This is a genomic window from Halorhodospira sp. 9628 (assembly GCF_022228075.1).
GTDB classification, from domain to species: domain Bacteria; phylum Pseudomonadota; class Gammaproteobacteria; order Nitrococcales; family Halorhodospiraceae; genus Halorhodospira; species Halorhodospira halophila_A.
The window spans coordinates 1-19,349 of record NZ_JAJNRF010000014.1 but is presented as its reverse complement, the minus strand read 5'-3'; the positions used below and the strand labels follow the sequence as shown (position 1 = coordinate 19,349).

20 protein-coding genes are annotated in these 19,349 nt (G+C 69.5%); 10 read left to right on the top strand and 10 right to left on the bottom strand.

All coding sequences use genetic code 11. From position 1 onward, the window contains the following. Positions 1–3 precede the first annotated feature (3 nt). The 8 genes from LRG10_RS11765 to zapD all read left to right on the top strand — a co-directional run bounded on the left by LRG10_RS11765 (position 4) and on the right by zapD (position 7,137). The gene (locus LRG10_RS11765; protein WP_238634023.1) at positions 4–903 is read left to right on the top strand and encodes a motility protein A; all 900 of its coding nucleotides are present in this window, start codon (positions 4–6) and stop codon (positions 901–903) included. Positions 904–918: 15 nt separating this feature from the next. Next, positions 919–1,647, top strand: coding sequence for an OmpA family protein (locus LRG10_RS13290; protein ID WP_201172198.1), 729 nt, complete (start codon positions 919–921; stop codon positions 1,645–1,647). A 62-nt stretch (positions 1,648–1,709) separates the two neighbouring features. Continuing rightward, positions 1,710–2,390 carry a rhomboid family intramembrane serine protease gene (locus tag LRG10_RS11755; RefSeq protein WP_201172200.1) on the top strand — a complete coding sequence of 227 codons (681 nt, stop codon included), beginning with the start codon at positions 1,710–1,712 and terminating at the stop codon, positions 2,388–2,390. 75 nt (positions 2,391–2,465) lie between these two features. Continuing rightward, positions 2,466–3,626: a GspE/PulE family protein gene (locus tag LRG10_RS11750; protein WP_238635674.1), complete on the top strand. Its 1,161-nt coding sequence runs from the start codon at positions 2,466–2,468 to the stop codon at positions 3,624–3,626. Continuing rightward, the gene (locus tag LRG10_RS11745; RefSeq protein ID WP_238635673.1) at positions 3,614–4,804 is read left to right on the top strand and encodes a type II secretion system F family protein; all 1,191 of its coding nucleotides are present in this window, start codon (positions 3,614–3,616) and stop codon (positions 4,802–4,804) included. The genes LRG10_RS11750 and LRG10_RS11745 overlap by 13 nt, the downstream gene beginning before the upstream one ends. A 52-nt stretch (positions 4,805–4,856) precedes the next feature. Further along, entirely contained in the window at positions 4,857–5,711 is an 855-nt protein-coding gene (locus tag LRG10_RS11740; protein WP_238635672.1) for an A24 family peptidase, read from the top strand. Beyond that, positions 5,708–6,340 (top strand): dephospho-CoA kinase, encoded by a 633-nt coding sequence (gene coaE, locus LRG10_RS11735; RefSeq protein ID WP_201172208.1) that lies wholly within the window; start codon positions 5,708–5,710, stop codon positions 6,338–6,340. Before LRG10_RS11740 ends, coaE begins: the two co-directional genes overlap by 4 nt. Positions 6,341–6,351: 11 nt before the next feature. Further along, positions 6,352–7,137 carry a cell division protein ZapD gene (zapD, locus tag LRG10_RS11730; RefSeq protein ID WP_238635671.1) on the top strand — a complete coding sequence of 262 codons (786 nt, stop codon included), beginning with the start codon at positions 6,352–6,354 and terminating at the stop codon, positions 7,135–7,137. Between the two features lie 13 nt (positions 7,138–7,150). On the opposite strand, the gene LRG10_RS11725 is transcribed toward zapD, so the two are convergent. The 3 genes from LRG10_RS11725 to secA are packed head-to-tail and all read right to left on the bottom strand — an operon-like array spanning position 7,151 to position 12,136. Then, complete coding sequence (locus LRG10_RS11725) at positions 7,151–8,125, bottom strand: Nudix family hydrolase (RefSeq protein WP_338018464.1); 975 nt, start codon at positions 8,123–8,125, stop codon at positions 7,151–7,153. An 11-nt stretch (positions 8,126–8,136) separates the two neighbouring features. Next, positions 8,137–9,339 carry a bifunctional glutamate N-acetyltransferase/amino-acid acetyltransferase ArgJ gene (argJ, locus tag LRG10_RS11720; protein ID WP_238635670.1) on the bottom strand — a complete coding sequence of 401 codons (1,203 nt, stop codon included), beginning with the start codon at positions 9,337–9,339 and terminating at the stop codon, positions 8,137–8,139. 1 nt (position 9,340) lies between these two features. After that, positions 9,341–12,136, bottom strand: a complete 2,796-nt coding sequence (secA, locus tag LRG10_RS11715) for a preprotein translocase subunit SecA (RefSeq protein WP_238635669.1) — start codon at positions 12,134–12,136, stop codon at positions 9,341–9,343. Between the two features lie 147 nt (positions 12,137–12,283). Here secA and LRG10_RS11710 point away from each other — a divergent pair, with 147 nt between their 5' ends. Next, the gene (locus LRG10_RS11710) at positions 12,284–12,772 is read left to right on the top strand and encodes a DciA family protein (protein ID WP_201172229.1); all 489 of its coding nucleotides are present in this window, start codon (positions 12,284–12,286) and stop codon (positions 12,770–12,772) included. Here LRG10_RS11710 and mnhG read toward each other — a convergent pair. Genes mnhG through LRG10_RS11675 form a run of 7 tightly spaced genes read right to left on the bottom strand, consistent with a single transcriptional unit; the run spans position 12,769 to position 18,496 of the window. After that, the gene (gene mnhG / locus LRG10_RS11705) at positions 12,769–13,155 is read right to left on the bottom strand and encodes a monovalent cation/H(+) antiporter subunit G (protein ID WP_238635668.1); all 387 of its coding nucleotides are present in this window, start codon (positions 13,153–13,155) and stop codon (positions 12,769–12,771) included. The genes LRG10_RS11710 and mnhG overlap by 4 nt on opposite strands. Next, entirely contained in the window at positions 13,148–13,420 is a 273-nt protein-coding gene (locus tag LRG10_RS11700; protein WP_201172231.1) for a monovalent cation/H+ antiporter complex subunit F, read from the bottom strand. Before LRG10_RS11700 ends, mnhG begins: the two co-directional genes overlap by 8 nt. Continuing rightward, positions 13,420–13,893, bottom strand: a complete 474-nt coding sequence (locus LRG10_RS11695) for a Na+/H+ antiporter subunit E (protein WP_201172233.1) — start codon at positions 13,891–13,893, stop codon at positions 13,420–13,422. Before LRG10_RS11695 ends, LRG10_RS11700 begins: the two co-directional genes overlap by 1 nt. Beyond that, the gene (locus LRG10_RS11690) at positions 13,890–15,404 is read right to left on the bottom strand and encodes a Na+/H+ antiporter subunit D (RefSeq protein WP_201172235.1); all 1,515 of its coding nucleotides are present in this window, start codon (positions 15,402–15,404) and stop codon (positions 13,890–13,892) included. The genes LRG10_RS11695 and LRG10_RS11690 overlap by 4 nt, the downstream gene beginning before the upstream one ends. Beyond that, the gene (locus tag LRG10_RS11685) at positions 15,401–15,748 is read right to left on the bottom strand and encodes a Na+/H+ antiporter subunit C (protein ID WP_238635667.1); all 348 of its coding nucleotides are present in this window, start codon (positions 15,746–15,748) and stop codon (positions 15,401–15,403) included. Before LRG10_RS11685 ends, LRG10_RS11690 begins: the two co-directional genes overlap by 4 nt. Before the next feature lie 4 nt (positions 15,749–15,752). Beyond that, entirely contained in the window at positions 15,753–16,178 is a 426-nt protein-coding gene (locus LRG10_RS11680; RefSeq protein ID WP_201172589.1) for a Na+/H+ antiporter subunit B, read from the bottom strand. Beyond that, positions 16,178–18,496 (bottom strand): putative monovalent cation/H+ antiporter subunit A, encoded by a 2,319-nt coding sequence (locus LRG10_RS11675; RefSeq protein ID WP_238635666.1) that lies wholly within the window; start codon positions 18,494–18,496, stop codon positions 16,178–16,180. Before LRG10_RS11675 ends, LRG10_RS11680 begins: the two co-directional genes overlap by 1 nt. 154 nt (positions 18,497–18,650) lie before the next feature. Between LRG10_RS11675 and LRG10_RS11670 the strand changes: the two genes are divergently transcribed. Continuing rightward, on the top strand, positions 18,651–19,349 hold a 699-nt coding region (locus LRG10_RS11670), incomplete at its 3' end, for a hypothetical protein (RefSeq protein WP_238635665.1).

Below are 19,349 nucleotides of genomic sequence, written 5' to 3'. Positions count from 1 at the left end.
CCCATGAACCCGTCTACCCTGGTCGGCATCATCGGCGGGTTGATCCTGGTCGGCTCCGTGCTGTTCATCGCCGCGGAAGAGGCGCTGGTCTTCCTCAACTTCCCCGGCTTGGCGATCGTCATCGGCGGCACCCTGGCCGCCACCTTCCTCGCCTACCCCATGGACGAGGTCCTGCGGGTCTTCCGCCTGGTGTGGATCGTCATCCGCAACGAGCGCGTCTACACCCGCGACGACATGGAGGAGCTGATCCGCATCTCGCAGCTCTGGTTCAAGGGTGACGTGCGGGCGGTGGAGGACGCGCTGGAGAACGTGGCCAACCCCTTCCTGCGCACCGGGGTGCAGCTGCTCATCGACCTGACACCGGAGGAGGACATCCTCGACCTGCTGCAGTGGCGCATCCAGCGGCTGCGCGCCAAGGAACACGCCGAGGCGCAGATCTTCCGGGTCATGGCCTCCTTTGCGCCGGCGTTCGGCATGATCGGCACCCTGGTGGGGCTGATCAACATGATGTTCATCCTCGACGACGGCGACATCGCCCAGATCGGCCAGCAGATGGGCGTGGCACTGCTGACCACGTTCTATGGCATCCTCCTCGCCAACCTCGTCCTCAAGCCCATCGCGGTGAAGCTCGAGCGGCGCACCGAGCAGCGGCTGGTGACCCTGAACATGATCCTCCAGGGCATCTCGCTGATGTGCCAGAAGCGCAACCCGACCCTCATGCGCGAGACGCTGCACTCGTTCATCGCCCAGTACAAGGACGAGATCCGGGACCCGGACCTGATCCAGCAGCTCGAGGAGACCAGCCAGCGCGCCGCGGCCGCCGCCAACTCCCCGACTGGCGGCCAGGGCGGTGGCAGGCCGGAGGCGCGCGGCGGCGACCGCCCCGCCGGCGCCGAGCGCTGACCCCGGGGGCAAATCGTGGCCGAGCAGACCCCCAGCAACCGCCGCACCCGACAGTTCAACCGGCAGGTCCAACCGGAGGGCGACAAGGAGGAGGACAACAGCTGGCTGCTGGTCTACCTCGACGTCATCACCCTCCTGCTGATCGTTTTCGTCATCCTCCTCGCACTGCTCGAGCCGGAGGAGGACGATGACCGCGAGGGCCTCGGCGACGGCGTCCTGGAGGGGCGCGAGCATATCCTCGAGGGTGACCCCAGCGTGCTCGAGGGGCTGCCGGCCCCGCTGGATGAGCCCGACCCCGTTGAAGTCCCCGCGGAACTCGAGGAGGCCGGCATCCAGGCCGTGGGCGAGGAGGAGACCCTCACCTTCCGGCTCGACGACGCCGTACTCTTCGAGACCGGACGGGCCGAACTCCAGGCTGAAGGCCAGGACGCCATCGACGAGCTGGTCCCGATCCTCGAGGCCACCGGGGTGCGCCTGTCGGTGGAGGGGCATACCGACAACATCCCCATCGCCACCGAGCAGTTCCCGTCGAACTGGGAGCTCTCCTCGGCGCGGGCCAGTGCCGTTCTGCGCTACCTCGAGCAACAGGGCCTGGACCCGCGACGGATGCGCGCCATCGGCTACGGCGACATCCGCCCGATCGCCGACAACGAGACCGCCGAGGGGCGCGCCGAAAACCGCCGGGTGGAGATCACCCTGCACTTCGGCACCGATAGCCCGCCGGAAGATCTGCCGCTGCCGTAGGCAAGCAGCCGGGCACCGGCGATACTGACCCCTGGAGACCGACTGGAGACCCGAGCCCCGAGATGGACAACGCTGGCCCGCCCACCCTGTCGAACTTTCCGCCGGTCATCGGCTTCCTGCTGACGGCGAACATCCTCATCTTCCTGCTGCAGATCGTGATCGGGCCGCAACTGCTGATCACCGTCTTCGGACTCTGGCCGCTGACCGGGGGGCTGGACCTACCCCCGACCATGGGGCCGCTACCCGATTTCCAAATCTGGCAGCTGCTCACCTACGGCTTCCTGCACGGCGGGCTGCTGCACCTGTTCGTGAACCTCTTCGCCATGTGGATCCTCGGCGTCCACCTGGAGTACGCGTGGGGCTCACGGACCTTCGCGCTCTACTTCTTCATCTGCGTCATCGGCGCCGGTCTGGTCCAGCTGTTCGTCGCCACCCAGGCAGCGGCGGATGGCCAGATCTACCCGACCGTCGGCGCCTCGGGCGGGGTGTTCGGCATCCTCCTGGCCTTCGGCATGATGTTCCCCAACTACCGGCTGATGCTGCTCATCCCGCCAATCCCGATCAAGGCGAAGTACTTCGTCATCGGCTACGGCGCGTTCGAGTTGTTCGCCGGCATCACCGGCACGGTGGCCGGCATCGCCCACTTCGCCCACCTCGGCGGCATGGTGGTCGGCTTCCTGCTGATCCAGTACTGGCGCGGCAAGCTGCCGATCAAACCGCGGTACCAGCGCTTCCACTGGTAGGCCCCTTCCCCCGTCGGGGCCGACCGGTCTACGCTGGAGCTTCGCTTCAGGGACGAAGCCGAAGGAGAACGCATCATGGACGACGATCGTGCCACGGTCCGCCTCGTGGACCGTCTCCTGGCCGACGCCGTGCGGCGTCGGGCCTCGGACATCCACCTTCAGCCGGAAGCCGACCGGATCCGCGTGCGCCTGCGTATCGACGGCCTGCTGCGCGAAGCCGAGGCCCCGCCGGCCGCCCTACACGGGCGCATCGCCGCGCGCATCAAACTGCTCGCTGGGATGGACGTCGCCGAGCAGCGCCTGCCGCAGGACGGTCGCCTGGAAGCCCGCGACGGTGACGGCCACCGCGTGCAGTTCCGCGTCGCCAGCTGCCCCGGGGTCCACGGCGAAAAGCTGGTCTTGCGCCTGATCGAGCAGGACGCCCCGACCACCCTCGAGGCCCTGGGCCTGCCCGATCCCGCCCGGCAGGCCCTGGAGGCGGCCCTTGACCGCCCCGACGGCCTGATCCTGGTCACCGGACCCACCGGCTCCGGCAAGACGGCGACGCTGCACGCTGCGCTGCGCCGGCTGAACACCCCCGAGCGCAACATCTGCGCCGTCGAGGATCCCGTGGAACTGGACACCCCCGGGGTGACCCACGTGGCCGTCAACCGCCGCGCCGGCATCGACTTCGCCCGGGCCTTGCGCGCCTTCCTGCGCCAGGACCCGGACGTGATCATGGTCGGCGAGATCCGCGACGCCGAGACCGCAGCCATCGCCGTCAAGGCGGCGCAGACCGGTCACCTGGTCCTCTCCACCCTGCACACGCGCAGCGCCCCCGGGGCGGTAGAGCGCCTGGCACAGATGGGCTTGCCTGGCCACGATCTGGCCTCCAGCCTCTCCCTGGTGGTGGCACAGCGCCTGGTGCGCCGCCTCTGCCCGACCTGCCGCGACGCCACGAGTTCGCCGGCGCAACCGGCAGCGGCGGAACCGCCCGGCGACTACGCCCGCCGCGGCTGTTCACAGTGTCAGGACGGCTACTGCGGGCGACGCGGTATCTTCCAGGTCATGCCACTCACGCGGACGGTGGCCGATGCCGTACTCGCCGGGGCCTCGGCCCGCGAGATCGAGACACGCGCCCGGGCGGACGGCATCCCGGACCTGCACGACGCCGGTTGGCCGCTGGTGGAGGCCGGCGAGACCAGCGCCACCGAGCTGCGTCGGGTCACCCACGAGGCCGACTCTTGGCCCGCCTGAGCTGGCGTGGCCTCGACCGCGGCGGGCGTCGCCTGGGCGGAAGCTGCCACGCCGATTCACCGGCCGCCCTGCGTTACGCCCTGGCCGAGTGGGGGGTGGCGGTGACCGACGTGCGGCGCCAACCGGCCCGACCCCGGCGGCGCCGCACGCGCAGCGTCGAGCGCGCCGCCGCCCTCCGCCGGCTGGCCTCGGTGCTGGAGGCCGGGGCGCCGTTGAGCGAGGCCCTGCGCGTGGCGGCGGCCCAGGCCCCCACACCGGCGCTGCGCCAGGGGTTGCGCGGGGTGCGCCACGCGGTCGAGCGTGGCACCGATCCGGCCACCGCCTTCCGCAGTCAGTTTCCGGGGCTGCGCCCGGTCCATGGCGCCCTGCTCGCCGCCGGCACGTGGACCGGCGACCTACCCGCAGCCCTCGGCAGCGTCGCCACCGAGATCGAGCGCGAGGCGGCCATCGTCGCACTGCTGCGCCGCGCCCTCAGCTACCCGGCGGTGGTGGCGACAGCCGCCCTGGCCTTGATCAGCCTGCTGCTGACGGCGGTGGTCCCCCGCTTCGAGGGCTTGTTCCAACAGGGGGGCGAGCCCCTGCCGGCCCCAACACGGGCCGTGCTGACCGCTTCCGAGCTTTTCGCCGTGGCGGCACCAGTGGTGGTGCTCGGCGGCCTGGCAGCAGGCATGGCCCTCACAATGGCGGTGCGCCGTCATCCGGTCCGACGGCAGCGACTCACCGCACTCGTTGCCCGCCTGCCCTGGCTCGGCGGCCTCCTGCTCGAGGCGGCACTGGCCCGCTGGGCAGCCACCCTGGCGCGCCTGTACGGTGCCGGTGTACCCCTGCTCGAAGCCCTGCCGCGCGCGGCCGATGCGGCCGGGGGCGCCGGCCTGGGGCCGCGCCTGAGCCGACTGCACAAACGCATCGAGGCGGGCGAGCCACTGGCCGCGGCCCTGCGCGAGCACCTTCCCGAGGCGCGGGAGATCAGCCAGCTGGTGGCCATCGGCGAGAACAGCGGACGCCTCGAGGAGATGCTCCACGACGCCGCGAGGCTGCATCAGCAGCGGCTGGAGGAGCGCCTTCAGCGCGCCGGCGCCCTGCTCGAGCCGGCCCTGATCGTCCTGCTCGGTGTCATCACCGCCGGGGTGGTCGGCGCACTCTACCTGCCGATCTTTCGCATGGGCACGACACTGTGATCCGCCCCCCCCTACAATGGGCGCCCGTTACCCGGCACAGGCGCGGAGAGCCATGGAGACGTGGAATCAGTTACCCGAATGGATCATCTGGGGCGGTGCCGGCCTGCTCGGCCTGCTGGTGGGCAGCTTCCTCAATGTGGTTGTCCACCGCCTGCCGGCTATGCTCGAGCGGCGCTGGAGCCACGAGGCCCGGGACATCCTCGGTACCGAGTCGGAGGGCGCCGCAGAGACGACCTACCACCTGGGCTGGCCGCCGTCGCACTGCCCCCAATGCCAGCGCCGCCTGCGGGCGTGGGAGAACATCCCGCTGCTGAGCTACCTGCTCCAGCGCGGGTGCTGCCGCGGCTGCCGGGCTCGCATCCCGGCGCGCTACCCGATCATCGAGGCGCTCACCGGCATTGCCACGGCGACGGTCGTGGCCAGCCACGGGCTCTCCCCGCTGATCATCGGCCCGCTGCTACTGACCTGGGTCCTGATCGCTGCGGCGGCCATCGACTATGAACACTACCTCCTCCCGGACGCGCTGACCCTGCCGGTGCTCTGGCTCGGCCTGACCTGGAGCATCGTCGACCCCGGCTCACCGACACCCACCGATGCCATCCTCGGTGCCGTGGCGGGCTACCTAGCGCTGTGGGCCATCTTCCACGGTCACCGCCTGGTCACCGGGCGCGAGGGCATGGGCTACGGCGACTTCAAGCTGACCGCCGCCCTCGGGGCCTGGCTGGGCTGGCAGGCCCTACCGGCCCTGGTGCTCTTCGCCGCCCTGACCGGGCTGGCAGTGGCGGTGCTGCTCGCCGTGCGCAGCCGCCCCCTCGGCCAGCCCCTGCCCTTCGGCCCGGCGCTGGCCGTGGCCGGCTGGCTGCTGCTGGTGCTGTCGCCCGCCGGCGTGGCCTGGCAGCTGGTATGACAACGCGCGCGAAGACCCGGTGCATCGGACTGACCGGCGGCATCGCCAGCGGCAAGAGCACGGTGGCGGGACTCTTCGCCGCCCGCGGCGTGCCGGTGATCGACACCGACCTGCTGGCCCGCGAGGTGGTGGCGCCCGGCACCGAGGGCCTCGCCGCCGTCGTCGCGACCTTCGGCGCGGCTGTGCTCACGGAGGCCGGCCAGCTCGATCGCGCCGCCCTGGGTCGGCGCATCTTCGCCGACGACGAGGCCCGACGCACCCTCGAGGCCATCCTCCACCCACGCATCCGGCAGCGGTTGCGGGCCAGACTGGCGTGCCTGCGTGCCCCTTATGCCGTCGCAGTGGTACCTTTATTGGTTGAGACTGGCATGGACCGCGACATGGACGCGGTGGTGGTGGTCGACCTGCCAGAGGCCCAACAGCGCGAGCGACTCATGGCCCGCGATGGCCTCGGGCAGGAAACGGCCGAGCAACGACTGGCCAGCCAGGCGAGCCGCAGCCAGCGCCTGGCCGTGGCCGATTACGTCATCGACAACAGCCGTGCGCGCGGCTCACTGGCCGGGCAGGTGGCCGAGGTGCACCGCCAGCTGCTGGCCCGGGCCCGCCGCGCACCCCCCGATCAGGAGTGAGACGCACCGCGATGAGTGACAAGAACCAGGACTGGGTCGTCTACGAGCACCCGCTGAATGAACGCCTGCGCACGCTGCTGCGGCTGGAATTCCTCATGGAGACCGCCAGTGCCGCCATGGAGCGCGAGCAGATCATCGACAGCCGCATGGCGGTGGAGGCGTTCATCCACACCCTCAACGTCCTCGAGCGTGGCGAAGTGCGCTCGGAGGTCATCAAGGAACTCGACCGACTCTCCACCGAGACCGCCTACATGGGCGCCCGTGGCGTCTGGTCCGCTTCCCGGGTCCAGGAGGAGACCGACCGCTGCCGGCAACTGCTGCGCCGCGTCGGCGAGCCCGACGCAGCCCTGGGCCAAGAGCTGCGCGAGGACGAGCTGCTGGGGCTGATCACCCAGCGCTTTGGCGTCGGCGCCGGCACCTGCAACTTCGACCTGCCCAGCTACCACCGCTGGCTGAGCCGCCCCTACGACGAGCGGCGGGCCGACATGCAGCGCTGGTACGACAGCTTCGCGGACCTGCGCGCAGCGGTCACCTTTGCCCTACGTGTCCAGCGCGATGCCGGCGCGTTCGCCGACGAGGTGGCCGAGGGCGGCTCCTGGCAGCAGCGCACCCCCTACGACAGCCGGGTCACACAGATGCTGCGCCTCCAGGCTCCGATCGAGAACGGCGTCATCCCCGAGATCAGCGGCAACCGCCACCTGGTCACCATCCGCTTCCTGCGCCAGCCGGATACCCGCAGCCGACCGGAACCGGTGGGTACCGACGTCTCCTTCCGAATGGCGCGCTGTACGCTCTAGACCGGCGCCCACCTTACACGCCGGCCCCGGCGTGATCCGCCAGCAGGCCACGGATGGCCGCCACACCCTGCCCACCGCAGCTACGCGCCCGCGCGATATCGGCCGGCCCCACGCCGCCGAGGGCGTAGACCGGCAGGCGCGCCCCGGCCACCCACTCGGCAAAACACGCCCATCCCATACCGGTCTGCTCGGGGTGGCTGGCCGTCCACTGCACGGGCGAAAGCACGGCAAAATCGGCGCCGCAGGCGGCGGCGCGCTCCAGCTCGCCGGCATCGTGGCAGGAGGCACCGACCCAGCGCGCCCAGTGCGGGCGCTCTGGCCCAGCTGCCAGCGCGCGGCTGCTCCAGTGCACGCCGTCGGCCCACACCGCCCGGGCCTGCTCCGCCGGCGCGTTGGCCAGCAGCCTCGCCCCGTGGGCGTCACAACGCGCACGCAGGGCGCGCCCCAGGCGCACCCAGGCCGCCGGATCCAGATCCGGGCGACGCAGCTGGACCAGGCGTACGCCCAACGCCAGGGCCGCGTCCACGCGGTCCAGCCAGGCAGCCTCATCGGTTGGCTTTGCGGGCGTGATCAGGTAGCGATCGGGGAGCTGCAGCGAGCGGATGATCGGCCAGTTGGCAGCCGGCCACGCCCGACCGCCCATCTCCTCGGCGGTGAGCCAGTCCAGGCTCTGACCCTCGCGGCCGTGGGGCTGCCCGGACCACTCGGCAACATCGAGGACGTGAAGCACCACCCGTCGATGGCCGTACGTCCACGGGACACGGATGCGCAGGGCCCCCGGTTGGATCCGGATGCCCAGCTCCTCGGCCAGTTCGCGGACCAGGGCCGCGGCCACCGACTCGCCCGGCTCGATCTTGCCCCCGGGGAACTCCCACAGACCGCCGTGATCCAAGTGCTTCGGCCGACACTGGACGAGCACGCGGCCATCACCGCCGCGAAGCACCCCAGCGGCCACGTGGATCGGTTCGGGGACGACGCCGCCTGCCACCCGGGTCTCGCTCAGGTCCGGTACTCGGCGTTGATGCGGACGTATTCCGCGGTGAGGTCGCAGGTCCACACGGTGGCGGCCGCCCCACCGCGGCCGAGGTCCACCCCTAGGCGCACCTCAGAGCCGGCCAGATACGCGGCGGCGGCCGCCTCGTCGTAGTCGGGGGCAACCGCACCGCGCTGGGCAACCACCTGGTCGCCGATGGACAGGACCACGGCATCGACGTCGAGGTCGTCGATGCCTGCCCGGCCGACGGCCGCGAGGATCCGGCCCCAGTTGGGGTCGGCCGCGGCGAGGGCGGTCTTGACCAGCGGCGACTCCGCCACCGTAAAGGCCACCCGCTCGGCCTCGGCGGTATCTTGCGCCCCCTCGACCGCGACATCCACCAGCCGCGTTGCCCCCTCGCCGTCGGCGGCGATGGCCCGGGCCAGATCGATGCAGACCGCCTCGACGGCGGCCTGGAAGCGCTCGAAGTCGCCCCCCTCATCGGGCACGCGGGGCCCCTGCCCGGTGGCAGCCAACAGGCAGGCGTCGTTGGTGGAGGTGTCTCCGTCGACGGTGACCCGGTTGAACGATCGCTCGGTGGCGCGGCGCAGGCAGTCGGCCAGGGCCGCATCGGAGATCTCGGCATCGGTGGCCAGGAAGGCGAGCATGGTGGCCATGTCCGGGCGGATCATCCCCGCCCCCTTGGCGATCCCGGTCACCGTGCAGGTACCGCCGGCCAGCGTCACCTGGTAGCTGGCGATCTTCTCCCGGGTGTCCGTGGTCTGGATACCAACCGCCGCCGCCTGCCAACCGTTTTCCTCCAGCGCCTCGAACGCCCCGGGGATGCCGGCAGTGATGCGCTCGACGGGCAGCGGCTCACCGATCACGCCGGTGGAAAAGGGGACCACGGCCTCGACGGCGCATCCGGCCTGCTCGGCCACGCCACGGCAACAGGCCAGGGCGTCGGCCTCGCCACGCTCGCCGGTCCCGGCGTTGGCGTAGCCGGTGTTGATCAGCAGATAACGCGGCGCGGTGGCGGCCAGATGGCGCTCGGCGATGCGCACCGGAGCAGCCCGGAAGCGGTTGCGGGTGAACACCGCCGCGGCACGCCCCGTCTCGGGCAAGGCCATGACCACCAGATCCGGCCGCCCGGGCTTGCGGATACCGGCCGAGACCGTACCAAGGCGGAACCCGGGCACTGGATGGATCACCGCATCTGCGCCCGACATCTCAGAGCTTCCCGCAGCAGTGCTTGTACTTCTTGCCGGAGCCACAGGGGCAGGACTCGTTGCGCCCGACCTTGGGGCCCTCGCGGGCCACGGTCTCCTGCCCCCGCCCCCCGGCGGCCTGCTGCCGGCTATCGCCGCCGCGCGCGCCCTCGCCCTCGGCCGCCGAGGCGCTCCCCCCGGCGGCAGTCACGGCGCCTGCGGCGGCGGAGGCCGGCGCGGCATGGCGCATCTGCATACGCTCCGCCTCCTGCCGGCGCTGCTCCTCGACGGCCTCCACGTCCTCCTCGGCGCGGACCTGGACGCGCAGCAGCACGCCGACGGCGTCGCGTTTCAGGCCCTCGAGCATCTCCTGGAACATGGCGAAGGCGTCCTTCTTGAACTCCTGCTTCGGGTTGCGCTGGGCATAGCCGCGCAGCCCCACCCCCTGGCGCAGGTAGTCCATGGCGGCCAGGTGCTCCTTCCAGTGCTTGTCCAGAACCTGGAGCATCACCGCCTTCTCGAAGTGGCGCACGACGCTGGCACCCGCCTCGGCCTCCTTGGCCCGGTAGGCCTTCTCGATCTCGGACTGGATGCGCTCGCGCAGGGTCTCCTCGTGGAGGCTGTCGTCCTCGTCGAGCCAGCGCTGGACGGGCAGTTCCTGGCCGAACTCCTCCTTGAGGGTACGCTCCAGCCCGGCGACGTCCCATTGCTCGTCGATGGACCCCGGCGGGATGTACTCGGAGATCACCTTGTCGACCACGTCCTGGCGGATGGCGTCCACCGTCTCGGAGACGTCATCGGCCTCGAGCAGCTCGTTGCGCTGCTCGTAGACCACCTTTCGCTGGTCGTTGGCGACGTCGTCGAACTCCAGCAGGTGCTTGCGCATGTCGAAGTTGTGCGCCTCGACCTTGCGCTGGGCGTTCTCGATCACCCGCGAGACCATGCCCGACTCGATGGCCTCGCCGTGCTCCATGCCAAGCTTCTGGAGCATGCCGGACATGCGCTCCGAGGCGAAGATGCGCAGCAGCGAATCCTCCAGCGACAGGTAGAAGCGCGACGACCCCGGATCGCCCTGACGCCCGGAGCGCCCACGCAACTGGTTGTCGATGCGGCGGGATTCGTGGCGCTCGGTACCGATCACGTGCAGACCACCGGCATTCACCACCCGGTCGTGGCGGTCCTGCCACTCGGCCTTGCGCCGCTCCACCTCGGCCGGGTCGGGGTCATCGCCGAGCTCGGCCAGCTCTTGGTCCAGGTTGCCGCCGAGGACGATGTCCGTGCCGCGACCGGCCATGTTGGTGGCGATGGTCACCGCACCCGGCCGGCCGGCGTCGGCGATGATCTGCGCCTCGCTCTCGTTGTGCTTGGCGTTGAGCACGTTGTGCTCCACGCCGGCCTCCTTGAGCGCCTTGGACAGGCGCTCCGAGGCCTCGATGGAGGTGGTGCCCACGAGCACGGGCTGGTCGCGCTGCACGCAGTCCTTGATATCCGCAATGATCGCCTCGTACTTCTCGTCGGCGGTGCGGTAGACCAGGTCGTGATGATCGGCGCGGACCATCGGCCGGTGGGTGGGGATGGAGAGCACCTCCAGGCTGTAAATATGCTGGAACTCGAAGGCCTCGGTATCCGCCGTGCCGGTCATACCAGCCAGCTTGTCGTAGAGCCGGAAGTAATTCTGGAAAGTGATCGACGCCAGGGTCTGGTTCTCGGCCTGGACGGGCAGGCCCTCCTTGGCCTCCACTGCCTGGTGCAGACCCTCGGACCAGCGCCGGCCGGGCATGGCGCGCCCGGTGAACTCGTCGACGATGACCACCTGGTTGTCACGGATCAGGTAGTGGACGTCGCGCTCGTAGAGGGTATGGGCCCGCAGCGCCGCATTGAGATGGTGGACCACGTTGATGTTGCGCGCATCGTAGAGCGAGTCGTTCTCGCCGATGAGCCCCTCCTCGCGCAGCAGCTCCTCGGCCCGGTCATGGCCCCCTTCGGTGAGATACACCTGGCGGGCCTTCTCATCTACGTAGTAGTCACCCGGTCCCAGCTCCGGGGTCTCCTCGGGGCGCTCCTCGGGCTTCTGCGCCTGCAGGCGCGGCACCAGCCGGGACATCGCCTCGTAGAGCTCGCCGGCCTGCTCCGCCGGGCCGGAGATGATCAGCGGCGTGCGGGCCTCGTCGATGAGGATGGAATCGACCTCGTCGACCAGCGCGTAGTAGAGATCCCGCTGGACCTTGTCCTCCTTGCGGAAGGCCATGTTGTCGCGCAGGTAGTCGAAGCCGAACTCGTTGTTGGTGCCGTACGTGATATCGGCCTGGTAGGCGGCGATCTTCTCCTCGCGGGGCTGGCGCGGCACCACCACGCCCACCTCCATGCCGAGGAACCGGTAGAGCCGGCCCATCCACTCGGCGTCACGGCGGGCCAGGTAGTCGTTGACAGTCACCACGTGGACGCCGCGACCGGTCAGGGCGTTGAGGTAGACCGGCAACGTGGCGACGAGGGTCTTGCCCTCGCCCGTTTTCATCTCCGAGATGTTGCCGTCGTGCAGGACCATGCCGCCGAGCAGCTGAACATCGAAGTGGCGCAGGCCCAGCACCCGGCGCGAGGCCTCGCGCACGACGGCAAACGCCTCCTCGAGGAGATCGTCCAGGGTCTCGCCCTGCGCGAGCCGCGCCTTGAACGCCTCGGTCCTTGCCTGAAGCTGCTCGTCGGATAGCTTCTGCAGCTCCGGCTCGTGCGCGTTGATGGCCTCGATCCGCTTGCGCAGACGCTTCAGCGCACGATCGTTACGGGTTCCGAAGACGCGTTTGGCGATGGCTGAAAACATGGGCACTCGATACAGATTTCCGGCGAAGTCAAGTCCAACAGGATACAGATAATCGGTGCGGGAGGGTAAGGCGTCGGCCGCCGATTCAGCCCACCGGGGCGCGGTCCCCCTTGCATCCGAGCGCCGGGGACCGGAGACTCCGACGACATGAGCGACCCGAAACGCTTCAACCCGGCCCGCCCTCCGCGCCGTGAGGGCAAACTGCACCGGATCGCGCCGCGCCTGGCACAGCGCCCCGGGCCGTTGCGCGCCGTCATCGACCACGCCCGTGGGCTGGAGCGGCTCGGGCGGCGGCTGCAGCGGAACCTGCCGCCGGAGACGCAGGGCCACTGGCGCCTAGCCCGACTGGATGAGGAGGAGATGGTCTTGATCGCCGACGGCAGCGGCTGGGGAACGCGGCTTCGTTACCTGTCGCGCCAGCTCCAGGACGCCGCCGAGGCGATCTCCGGGCAGCGGCCGCGGCGGGTGACCGTGCGCGTCGCCCCGGCCTCGTCGGCCCCGCGCAAGCTCCAGGGACCCGGGCCGCTCAGCGAGCAGGCCGCCAACACCCTGCGCCGGGCCGCCGCCACCAGCAGCGACCCGGCGCTGCGCGAGGCCCTGGAACGGCTCGCCTCACGGCGGCGCGACGAGGACTAGTGCTCGTCCCGATCCTCGAGCCCACTGCGCAGGACGTGGGTCTCGGGGTCGTAGTGGTGGCGCAGTTCATCCTTGATCGTCCCGTCCCACAGCGGCACACCGACGAAGTAGCCGGCCCGGCCGATGACGTGGGCGGCCACCGGGGCGGTGAGCACGATGAAGACGATGATCGCCACCGCCCGTGCCGTCACCGAGGCGTCGGCGAAGTGCACCGCCACCCCGGCGATGATCAGCGCCGCCCCCAGGGCGCCGGCCTTGGTCGTGGCGTGCATCCGGGTGAGCAGATCCGGCAGGCGGTACAGGCCCACCGCAGCGATGAGCATCAACCCGCCGCCGAGCAACAACAGGACCGAGGCGATCAGCTCCTGCAGGAAATCAGTCATCCCGCGGCCCCCCTTTCTCCAGATACCGGGCGAACCCCACCGCGGCCATGAAGGCGAGCAGGGCCAAGACGATGGCCACGTCGATGAAGTGGTCAACACCGGTGTGGATGGCGTAGACGCCGATGAACCCGACCAGGATCGAGGCGATCAGCTCCAGCGCCACGACCCGATTGGGCAGCATCGGTCCCTTGGCCAGGCGCACGAAGGCCAGCACCAGCGACGCCGAGAGCATGGCAAAGACGAGGGTTGCGGCAATCCCGAGCATCAGCGCATCACCTCCAGCACCCGGCGCTCCAGCTCCTTGACCTCATCCAGCAGCGCCTCCTCATCCTCGATGTACATGGCGTGGATGTAGAGCACCCGCCGGTCGGTGGAGACGTCCAGCGACAGCGTCCCCGGGGTCAGGCTGATCAGGTTGGCAACCACCGTAATCTCGCCGTCCGTGCGAGCCTCCAGCGGGACACCGATCACCCCCGGCCGCATGCCCCACTCCGGCGTGACCACATCGTAGGCGACCCGGGCGTTGGCCTTGATCAGCTCCCAGATGTAAAAGAACACGAAACGGATGAACCGCGGCACCCGCTGGCCGTAGCCGGCGAACGCCGGCAGCTGGTTCTGCATCACGGCGATGGCGCCATAGCCGAGCAGGAAGCCGAACAGGGCATTGACCGCACTGAAGTTGGCGGTCAGCACCACCCAGACCATGGCCAGGACGACGTTCCAGGCGAATGGGATCACTGCGCACCCTCCTCCAGCACGGCGTCGATGTAGACCTGCGGATCAAGCAGCTGCTTGGCGGAGGCCTCGGCCAGCTCGTAGAGCGGCTGCGCGTAAAGACCGATGAACAGGGTCAGCAGCGCCAGCCCGGCGATCGGCAGATACATGGCCCACAGGCCCGGGTCGCGCCGCTCGCCGGTGAGCACCGAGGTGTCCTGCACATGCTCGGGCACCCCGTGCCAGAACGCCTCCTGCCAGATCTTGGTCATCGAGTAGAGGGTCAGCAGGCCGGTGAGCAGGGCCACAAAGACGATCCCCCAGGAAGCCTGCTCGACGCCGGCCCAGATGACGATCAGCTTGGCGATGAACCCGGACAACGGCGGCAGGCCGGCCAGCGACAGCGCCGGCACGGCGAAGAGCAGCCCCAGGAACGGCCGGTGCTTGTAGAGCCCGCCCAGGTCGCGCAGCTCGTAGCTGCCCAGCATCCGGTAGGCCACACCGGCGACCAGGAAGAGGTTGGTCTTCACGATGATGTGGTGCGCGATGTAGAAGACACCGCCGATCAGGGCCAACGGCGTGAACAGCGCCAGGCCCATGATCATGTAGCCGATCTGGCTGATGATGTGGAACGAGAGGATGCGGCGCACCTCGTAGTGGTACGCGGCACCCAGCACGCCGGTGATCATCGTGAAGCCGGCCGCCCAAAGCAGGATCTCGTGGGTGTAGGCGACCTCCTGCGTGAAGATCAGCGTAAACACCCGGTACAGGGCGTAGACACCGACCTTGGTCAGCAGGCCGGCGAACAGCGCCGAGATGGCGATCGGCGGCGTGTGGTAACTCGCCGGCAGCCAGAAGAAGAGCGGGAAGGCACCGGCCTTGATGCCGAAGGAGACCATGTACATGGCCGCCAGCACGGTGACCAGCCCGGGCTGATCCACCTCGGCGAGCTTCACCGCCATGTCGGCCATGTTCAGGGTGCCGACCAGGCCGTAGGTGATGCCCACCGCCGAGAGGAAGATCATCGACGAGAGCAGGTTGAGGGTGACGTACTTGATCGCCCCCTCCATCTGCGCCCGCTCGCCGCCGAGGATCAGCAGCGCGAACGAGGCGACGAGCATCACCTCGAACCAGACGTAGAGGTTGAAGACGTCGCCGGTCAGGAAGGCGCCGGCCACACCGGCGAGCAGCAGGTGCAGCAGCGGCCAGTGGCCGTAGTGCTCGTGCCCGCGCGGCGTGGTGGCCGTAGAGTACACGGCGGTGGCGAAGCCCATGATGCCGGTGAGCACCGCCATGATGGCGCCCAACAGGTCGGCGACCAGGGTGATGCCGAAGGGCGCCTTCCAGTCGCCCATGTGCATCACCACCACGCCCTCGTGCCAGACCGTGTGCAGCAGCCACAGGGTGCTGGCCAGCAGCGCGCCGGTGCCGAGCACCCCCAGCCAGCGCTGCACGGTCAGGTGGCGGTGGACCGCCAGCGAGACGGCGCCCAGCAGCAGGGGCAGCAGTACCGGTATGGCGACTTGCAGACTCACGTGTCCGTATCCTTCATCTGATCCAGATCGTCGGCCTGCACCACCTGATACGCCTTGTTGATCAGCACCAGCGCAAAGGCCAGCACGCCGAAGGCGATCACGATGGCGGTCAGGATGAGGGCCATGGGCAGCGGATCACCCACCGCGCCCAACGGCCCGTCGGCGCCCTCGGGGATCAGCGGCGGCGCCCCCCGCGTCATCCCCGCGGCGGTGAAGAACAGCAGGTTCGCCGCGTTGGAGAGCAGGATCAGGCCGATGACCAGCTTGACGATGGAACGGCGCAGCATCATGTAGATGGCGGCGGCGAACATGATGCCCACCAGGACGGCCATTAACGGTTCCATAGCCTTACTCCTCCGCCTCCGCCAGGCTCACCACGATGGCCAGCACCGAGCCGAGCACGGTGAGGTAGACCCCGACGTCGAAGATCAGCGGCGTGTTGATGCTCACCTCCCCGATCAGCGGGATCTCCGGATACCACCACAGCGCCTTGAAGAAGGGCTCGCCGATGAAGATCGGCGGTACGGCGGCCAGGGTGCCGATGACCAGGCCGACCCCGGCGATGGTCCGTGCATCCACCCGCAGCACCTGCTGCGTGGCCGGCACGCCGAAGGCGAACAGGTAGAGGATGAACGCCGAGGAGGCCACCAGCCCGGCGATGAAACCGCCGCCGGGCAGGTCGTGACCGCGCAGCAGCATGAAGATGGAGAACAGCAGCTGCAGCGGCAGCAACAGCCGCGCCATCGTCGAGAGGATCAGGGACCCGGGCTGGATCATTGGTTGTCCTCCTTCTCGGCGGGACTGCTCTCACCGGTCACCCGGTACTTGACCATGGCGTAGACGCCGATGGCGGCCAGAGCGACGACGAAGATCTCGCCCAGGGTGTCCAGCGCCCGATAGTCCACCAGGATCACGTTGACCACGTTGCGGCCGTGGGCCAGCGGCACACTCTCATCCAGGTGGTAGGCCGAGATCGGCTCGGCGAACTGGACATCGATGGTGATCAGCAGCAGCGAGGTCACCAGCACGCCCATCACCGCGGCCACCACGCCGTCGCGCACCCGCTGCTGCGGCGTGGAGAAGTTCATGAAGCCGGGCAGCCGGAAGAGCACCAGGACCAGCAGGATCACCGTCAGGGTCTCCACCAGGATCTGCGTGATGCCCAGATCCGGGGCGCTGAACAGGATGAAAATCAGCGCCACGGTGAAGCCCATCACGCCCAGCGACGCCACCGCCCCCAGCCGCGAGTTGGTCACGCAGGCGAAGAGCACCGAGGCGATCAGCACACCGGCGATGATCCACTCGTAGAAGTAGACCTCGAGGCCGGCGCCGAAGCCCCCGTCGTAGCGGGTGGCGAGGGTGTAACCGACCAGAAGTACAGTGGTCAGCACCGTGGTGGTGATGTAGTGGCGCAGGTAACCGTTCTGCAGCACGCGGGTCTGCCAGTCCGCACTCCAGACCAGGGCGTCGAGGGTGCGAAAGTAACCGGCCTCCGGGCCGCGCTCATAGAGCCAGTCGTACCGGGCCATCGCCTCGCGCACCTGATCCCAGCGGGTGAACAGGAAGGCGCCGGCGGCAATGGCGAACAGCGACATGACCAGCGGCAGATTGACCCCGTGCCAGAGCGAGAGGCTCACCGAGATCTGCTCACCGGCCAGCGATGAGGCCACGGCACCGATCAGTCCCTCGGGAATGAACGGGAACACCCCGAAGAGCAGGCTCAGGACACCGAGGACCGCCGGCCCGGCGAGCATCCCCGGCGGCGCCTCGTGGGGCTCCTTCGGGGTCTCGGTGCGCTCGCCGAAGAACGGCCGGATGGCCACGATGCCGGCGACAATGACCACGAGCACGGCGGTGCCCAGGGCGAGCAGGGCCAGCACCGCGGAGAGGTAGGGCGCCTCCAGCACCGACTCAAGCATCAGCTCCTTGCCGAGGAAGCCGAACAGCGGCGGGATGCCGGCCAGTGACAGGGCCGAGACCGCGGCCAGCACCGCCGTCTTCGGCATGGCGTGGCGCAGGCCGCCCATCTTGAGGACGTCCTTGGTGCCGGTCTCGTGGTCGAGGGCGCCGGCGACCAGGAACAGGGCGCCCTTGTAGAGCGAGTGCGCCAGCAGGAAGGCGCCGAAGGCGATCATCGCCCCCTCGGTACCGATGCCGGCGAGCATGGTCAGCGTACCCAGGGCCATCACCGTGGAGTTGGCCAGCACCCCCTTGATCCCGGTGCTGCGCACGGCGAAGTAGGCGCCGGTGAACATGGTGATGGCGCCGACCAGCGGCAGCAGCGTCATCCACAGCGTGGTGTCACCCAGTGCCGGGTGCAGCTTGGCCAGCAGGAAGACGCCGGCCTTCACCATGGTGGCCGAGTGCAGGTAGGCCGACACCGGGGTCGGCGCGGCCATGGCCCGCGGCAACCAGAAGTGGAACGGCACCTGGGCCGACTTGGTGAAGGCGCCGAGGAGGATCAGCAGGGTCAGCGGCACGTACCACTCGTGCTCGCGGATCACATCGCCCTGCTTCAGGAGCTCGGAGATCGTGTAGGTGTCGCCGACGATCCCCAGCATGATGAAACCGGCGAGCAGCGCCAAACCACCGCCAACGGTCACCAGCAGACCCTGCAGGGCGTAGCGCCGCGCCTTGGCATCCTCGTTGTCGTAGCCGATCAGCATGTACGAGGTAATGCTGGTCAGCTCCCAGAAGATGAACAGGGTGATGAGGTTATCGGAGAGCACCAAGCCCAGCATCGACGCCATGAAGGCGAGGATGTGGACGTAGAAGCGCGGCTGACGCTCGTCGCCATCCAGGTAATCGCTGGCGTAGAGCAGGACGAAGGTGCCGATCCCCGAGATCAGCAGGGCGAAGAGCAGCGACAGCCCGTCCACGTAAAAGGACAGGTTGACGTCGAGCCCGGGCACCCAGGTGTACTCCATCCACACCGTCTCGCCGCCGACAATCTGCGGCAGGAAGGTGGCAAAATAGAGGGTGAGCACCGCGGGCAGCGCGGCGAAGGCCCAGCCGGCGCGGCGGCCCAGGACGGGCTGCAGCCACGGCACGAGGGCGGCGAGCACGAATCCGGAAAGTACTGCAGCAAGCATGCGAGGCCGATCTCCTGACGGTCTCGTCGGCAGACAACGGTTCTGGAAGATACCCGATGCTCCGGGGGCTGACAAGTTGGCGCAGCTGCAGCGGCGCCGGTAACCCCTTGAGTCGCCTTCTCACATCTGCCCGTCGCGGGTATCCTCCCGACCCATGAGCGAAGCCGATATGACCGAGCACCCCCCGGACAATGTCGTCTACCTCGCCCGCACCGAACGCGGTCAGGGTCGGGCGATCCCCGGTCGGATCGAGCGGCTGCGCCGCCACGTCGAGGGCCGTCTGGTGGGATCGCTGCGTCAGGGCCTGCACGAGGCGCAGGAGCGGCTCCACGAGCTGGCCGGCGGCGGCGAGCAGGGTGACGCCTACCGCCAAGACATGCAGATGGTCCGACTGCACCGCCACGACATGGAAGAGGTCTTGCGCGCCGGTCTCGAGTACCGCTTCGCCGGGCTCATCGACCCGGCGGCCGTTGACCCGCCACCCACCCCGGCGCACCACAGCGCGGCGGCGCGCATTCTGACCGATCTGCGCAGCCGCACCGCAGCGACGACCGAGCCGACCACCCGCGCCCTGGACGCCGCCCTCCCCACGGTGCGCGTGCGCGAGCCGCTCAACCCGCTGGCCGCAGCGCAGGTGGCCGACCTGCTGCTGCGTGTCCAGCAACGCCCGCCGCTCGCCGCCCCGGCACAGGAGGTGGTGCTCGAAACGCTCGGGGACGCCGTGGGCCGCATGCTGCCGGATCTACACCGCGAGGCGGTGGCGCAGCTCACCGGCGACGGCGCGGCGGACCCCGCCGGGCCGTCGGGGGCGCCCACCGGCCCCGCCGAAACCCGAATAGCAGCCCGCGCCGGG

What these genes read in the sequence shown, in the direction of transcription:
- LRG10_RS11740 (WP_238635672.1), top strand. Translation starts at nt 4,857, where the DNA reads ATGGAGACGTGGAATCAGTTACCCGAATGGATCATCTGGGGCGGTGCC.
- mnhG (WP_238635668.1), bottom strand. Translation starts at nt 13,155, where the DNA reads ATGACTGATTTCCTGCAGGAGCTGATCGCCTCGGTCCTGTTGTTGCTC.
- LRG10_RS11685 (WP_238635667.1), bottom strand. Translation starts at nt 15,748, where the DNA reads ATGGAACCGTTAATGGCCGTCCTGGTGGGCATCATGTTCGCCGCCGCC.
- LRG10_RS11750 (WP_238635674.1), top strand. Translation starts at nt 2,466, where the DNA reads ATGGACGACGATCGTGCCACGGTCCGCCTCGTGGACCGTCTCCTGGCC.
- LRG10_RS11675 (WP_238635666.1), bottom strand. Translation starts at nt 18,496, where the DNA reads ATGCTTGCTGCAGTACTTTCCGGATTCGTGCTCGCCGCCCTCGTGCCG.
- LRG10_RS11700 (WP_201172231.1), bottom strand. Translation starts at nt 13,420, where the DNA reads ATGCTCGGGATTGCCGCAACCCTCGTCTTTGCCATGCTCTCGGCGTCG.
- zapD (WP_238635671.1), top strand. Translation starts at nt 6,352, where the DNA reads ATGAGTGACAAGAACCAGGACTGGGTCGTCTACGAGCACCCGCTGAAT.
- LRG10_RS11755 (WP_201172200.1), top strand. Translation starts at nt 1,710, where the DNA reads ATGGACAACGCTGGCCCGCCCACCCTGTCGAACTTTCCGCCGGTCATC.
- argJ (WP_238635670.1), bottom strand. Translation starts at nt 9,339, where the DNA reads ATGTCGGGCGCAGATGCGGTGATCCATCCAGTGCCCGGGTTCCGCCTT.
- secA (WP_238635669.1), bottom strand. Translation starts at nt 12,136, where the DNA reads ATGTTTTCAGCCATCGCCAAACGCGTCTTCGGAACCCGTAACGATCGT.
- LRG10_RS11765 (WP_238634023.1), top strand. Translation starts at nt 4, where the DNA reads ATGAACCCGTCTACCCTGGTCGGCATCATCGGCGGGTTGATCCTGGTC.
- coaE (WP_201172208.1), top strand. Translation starts at nt 5,708, where the DNA reads ATGACAACGCGCGCGAAGACCCGGTGCATCGGACTGACCGGCGGCATC.
- LRG10_RS11710 (WP_201172229.1), top strand. Translation starts at nt 12,284, where the DNA reads ATGAGCGACCCGAAACGCTTCAACCCGGCCCGCCCTCCGCGCCGTGAG.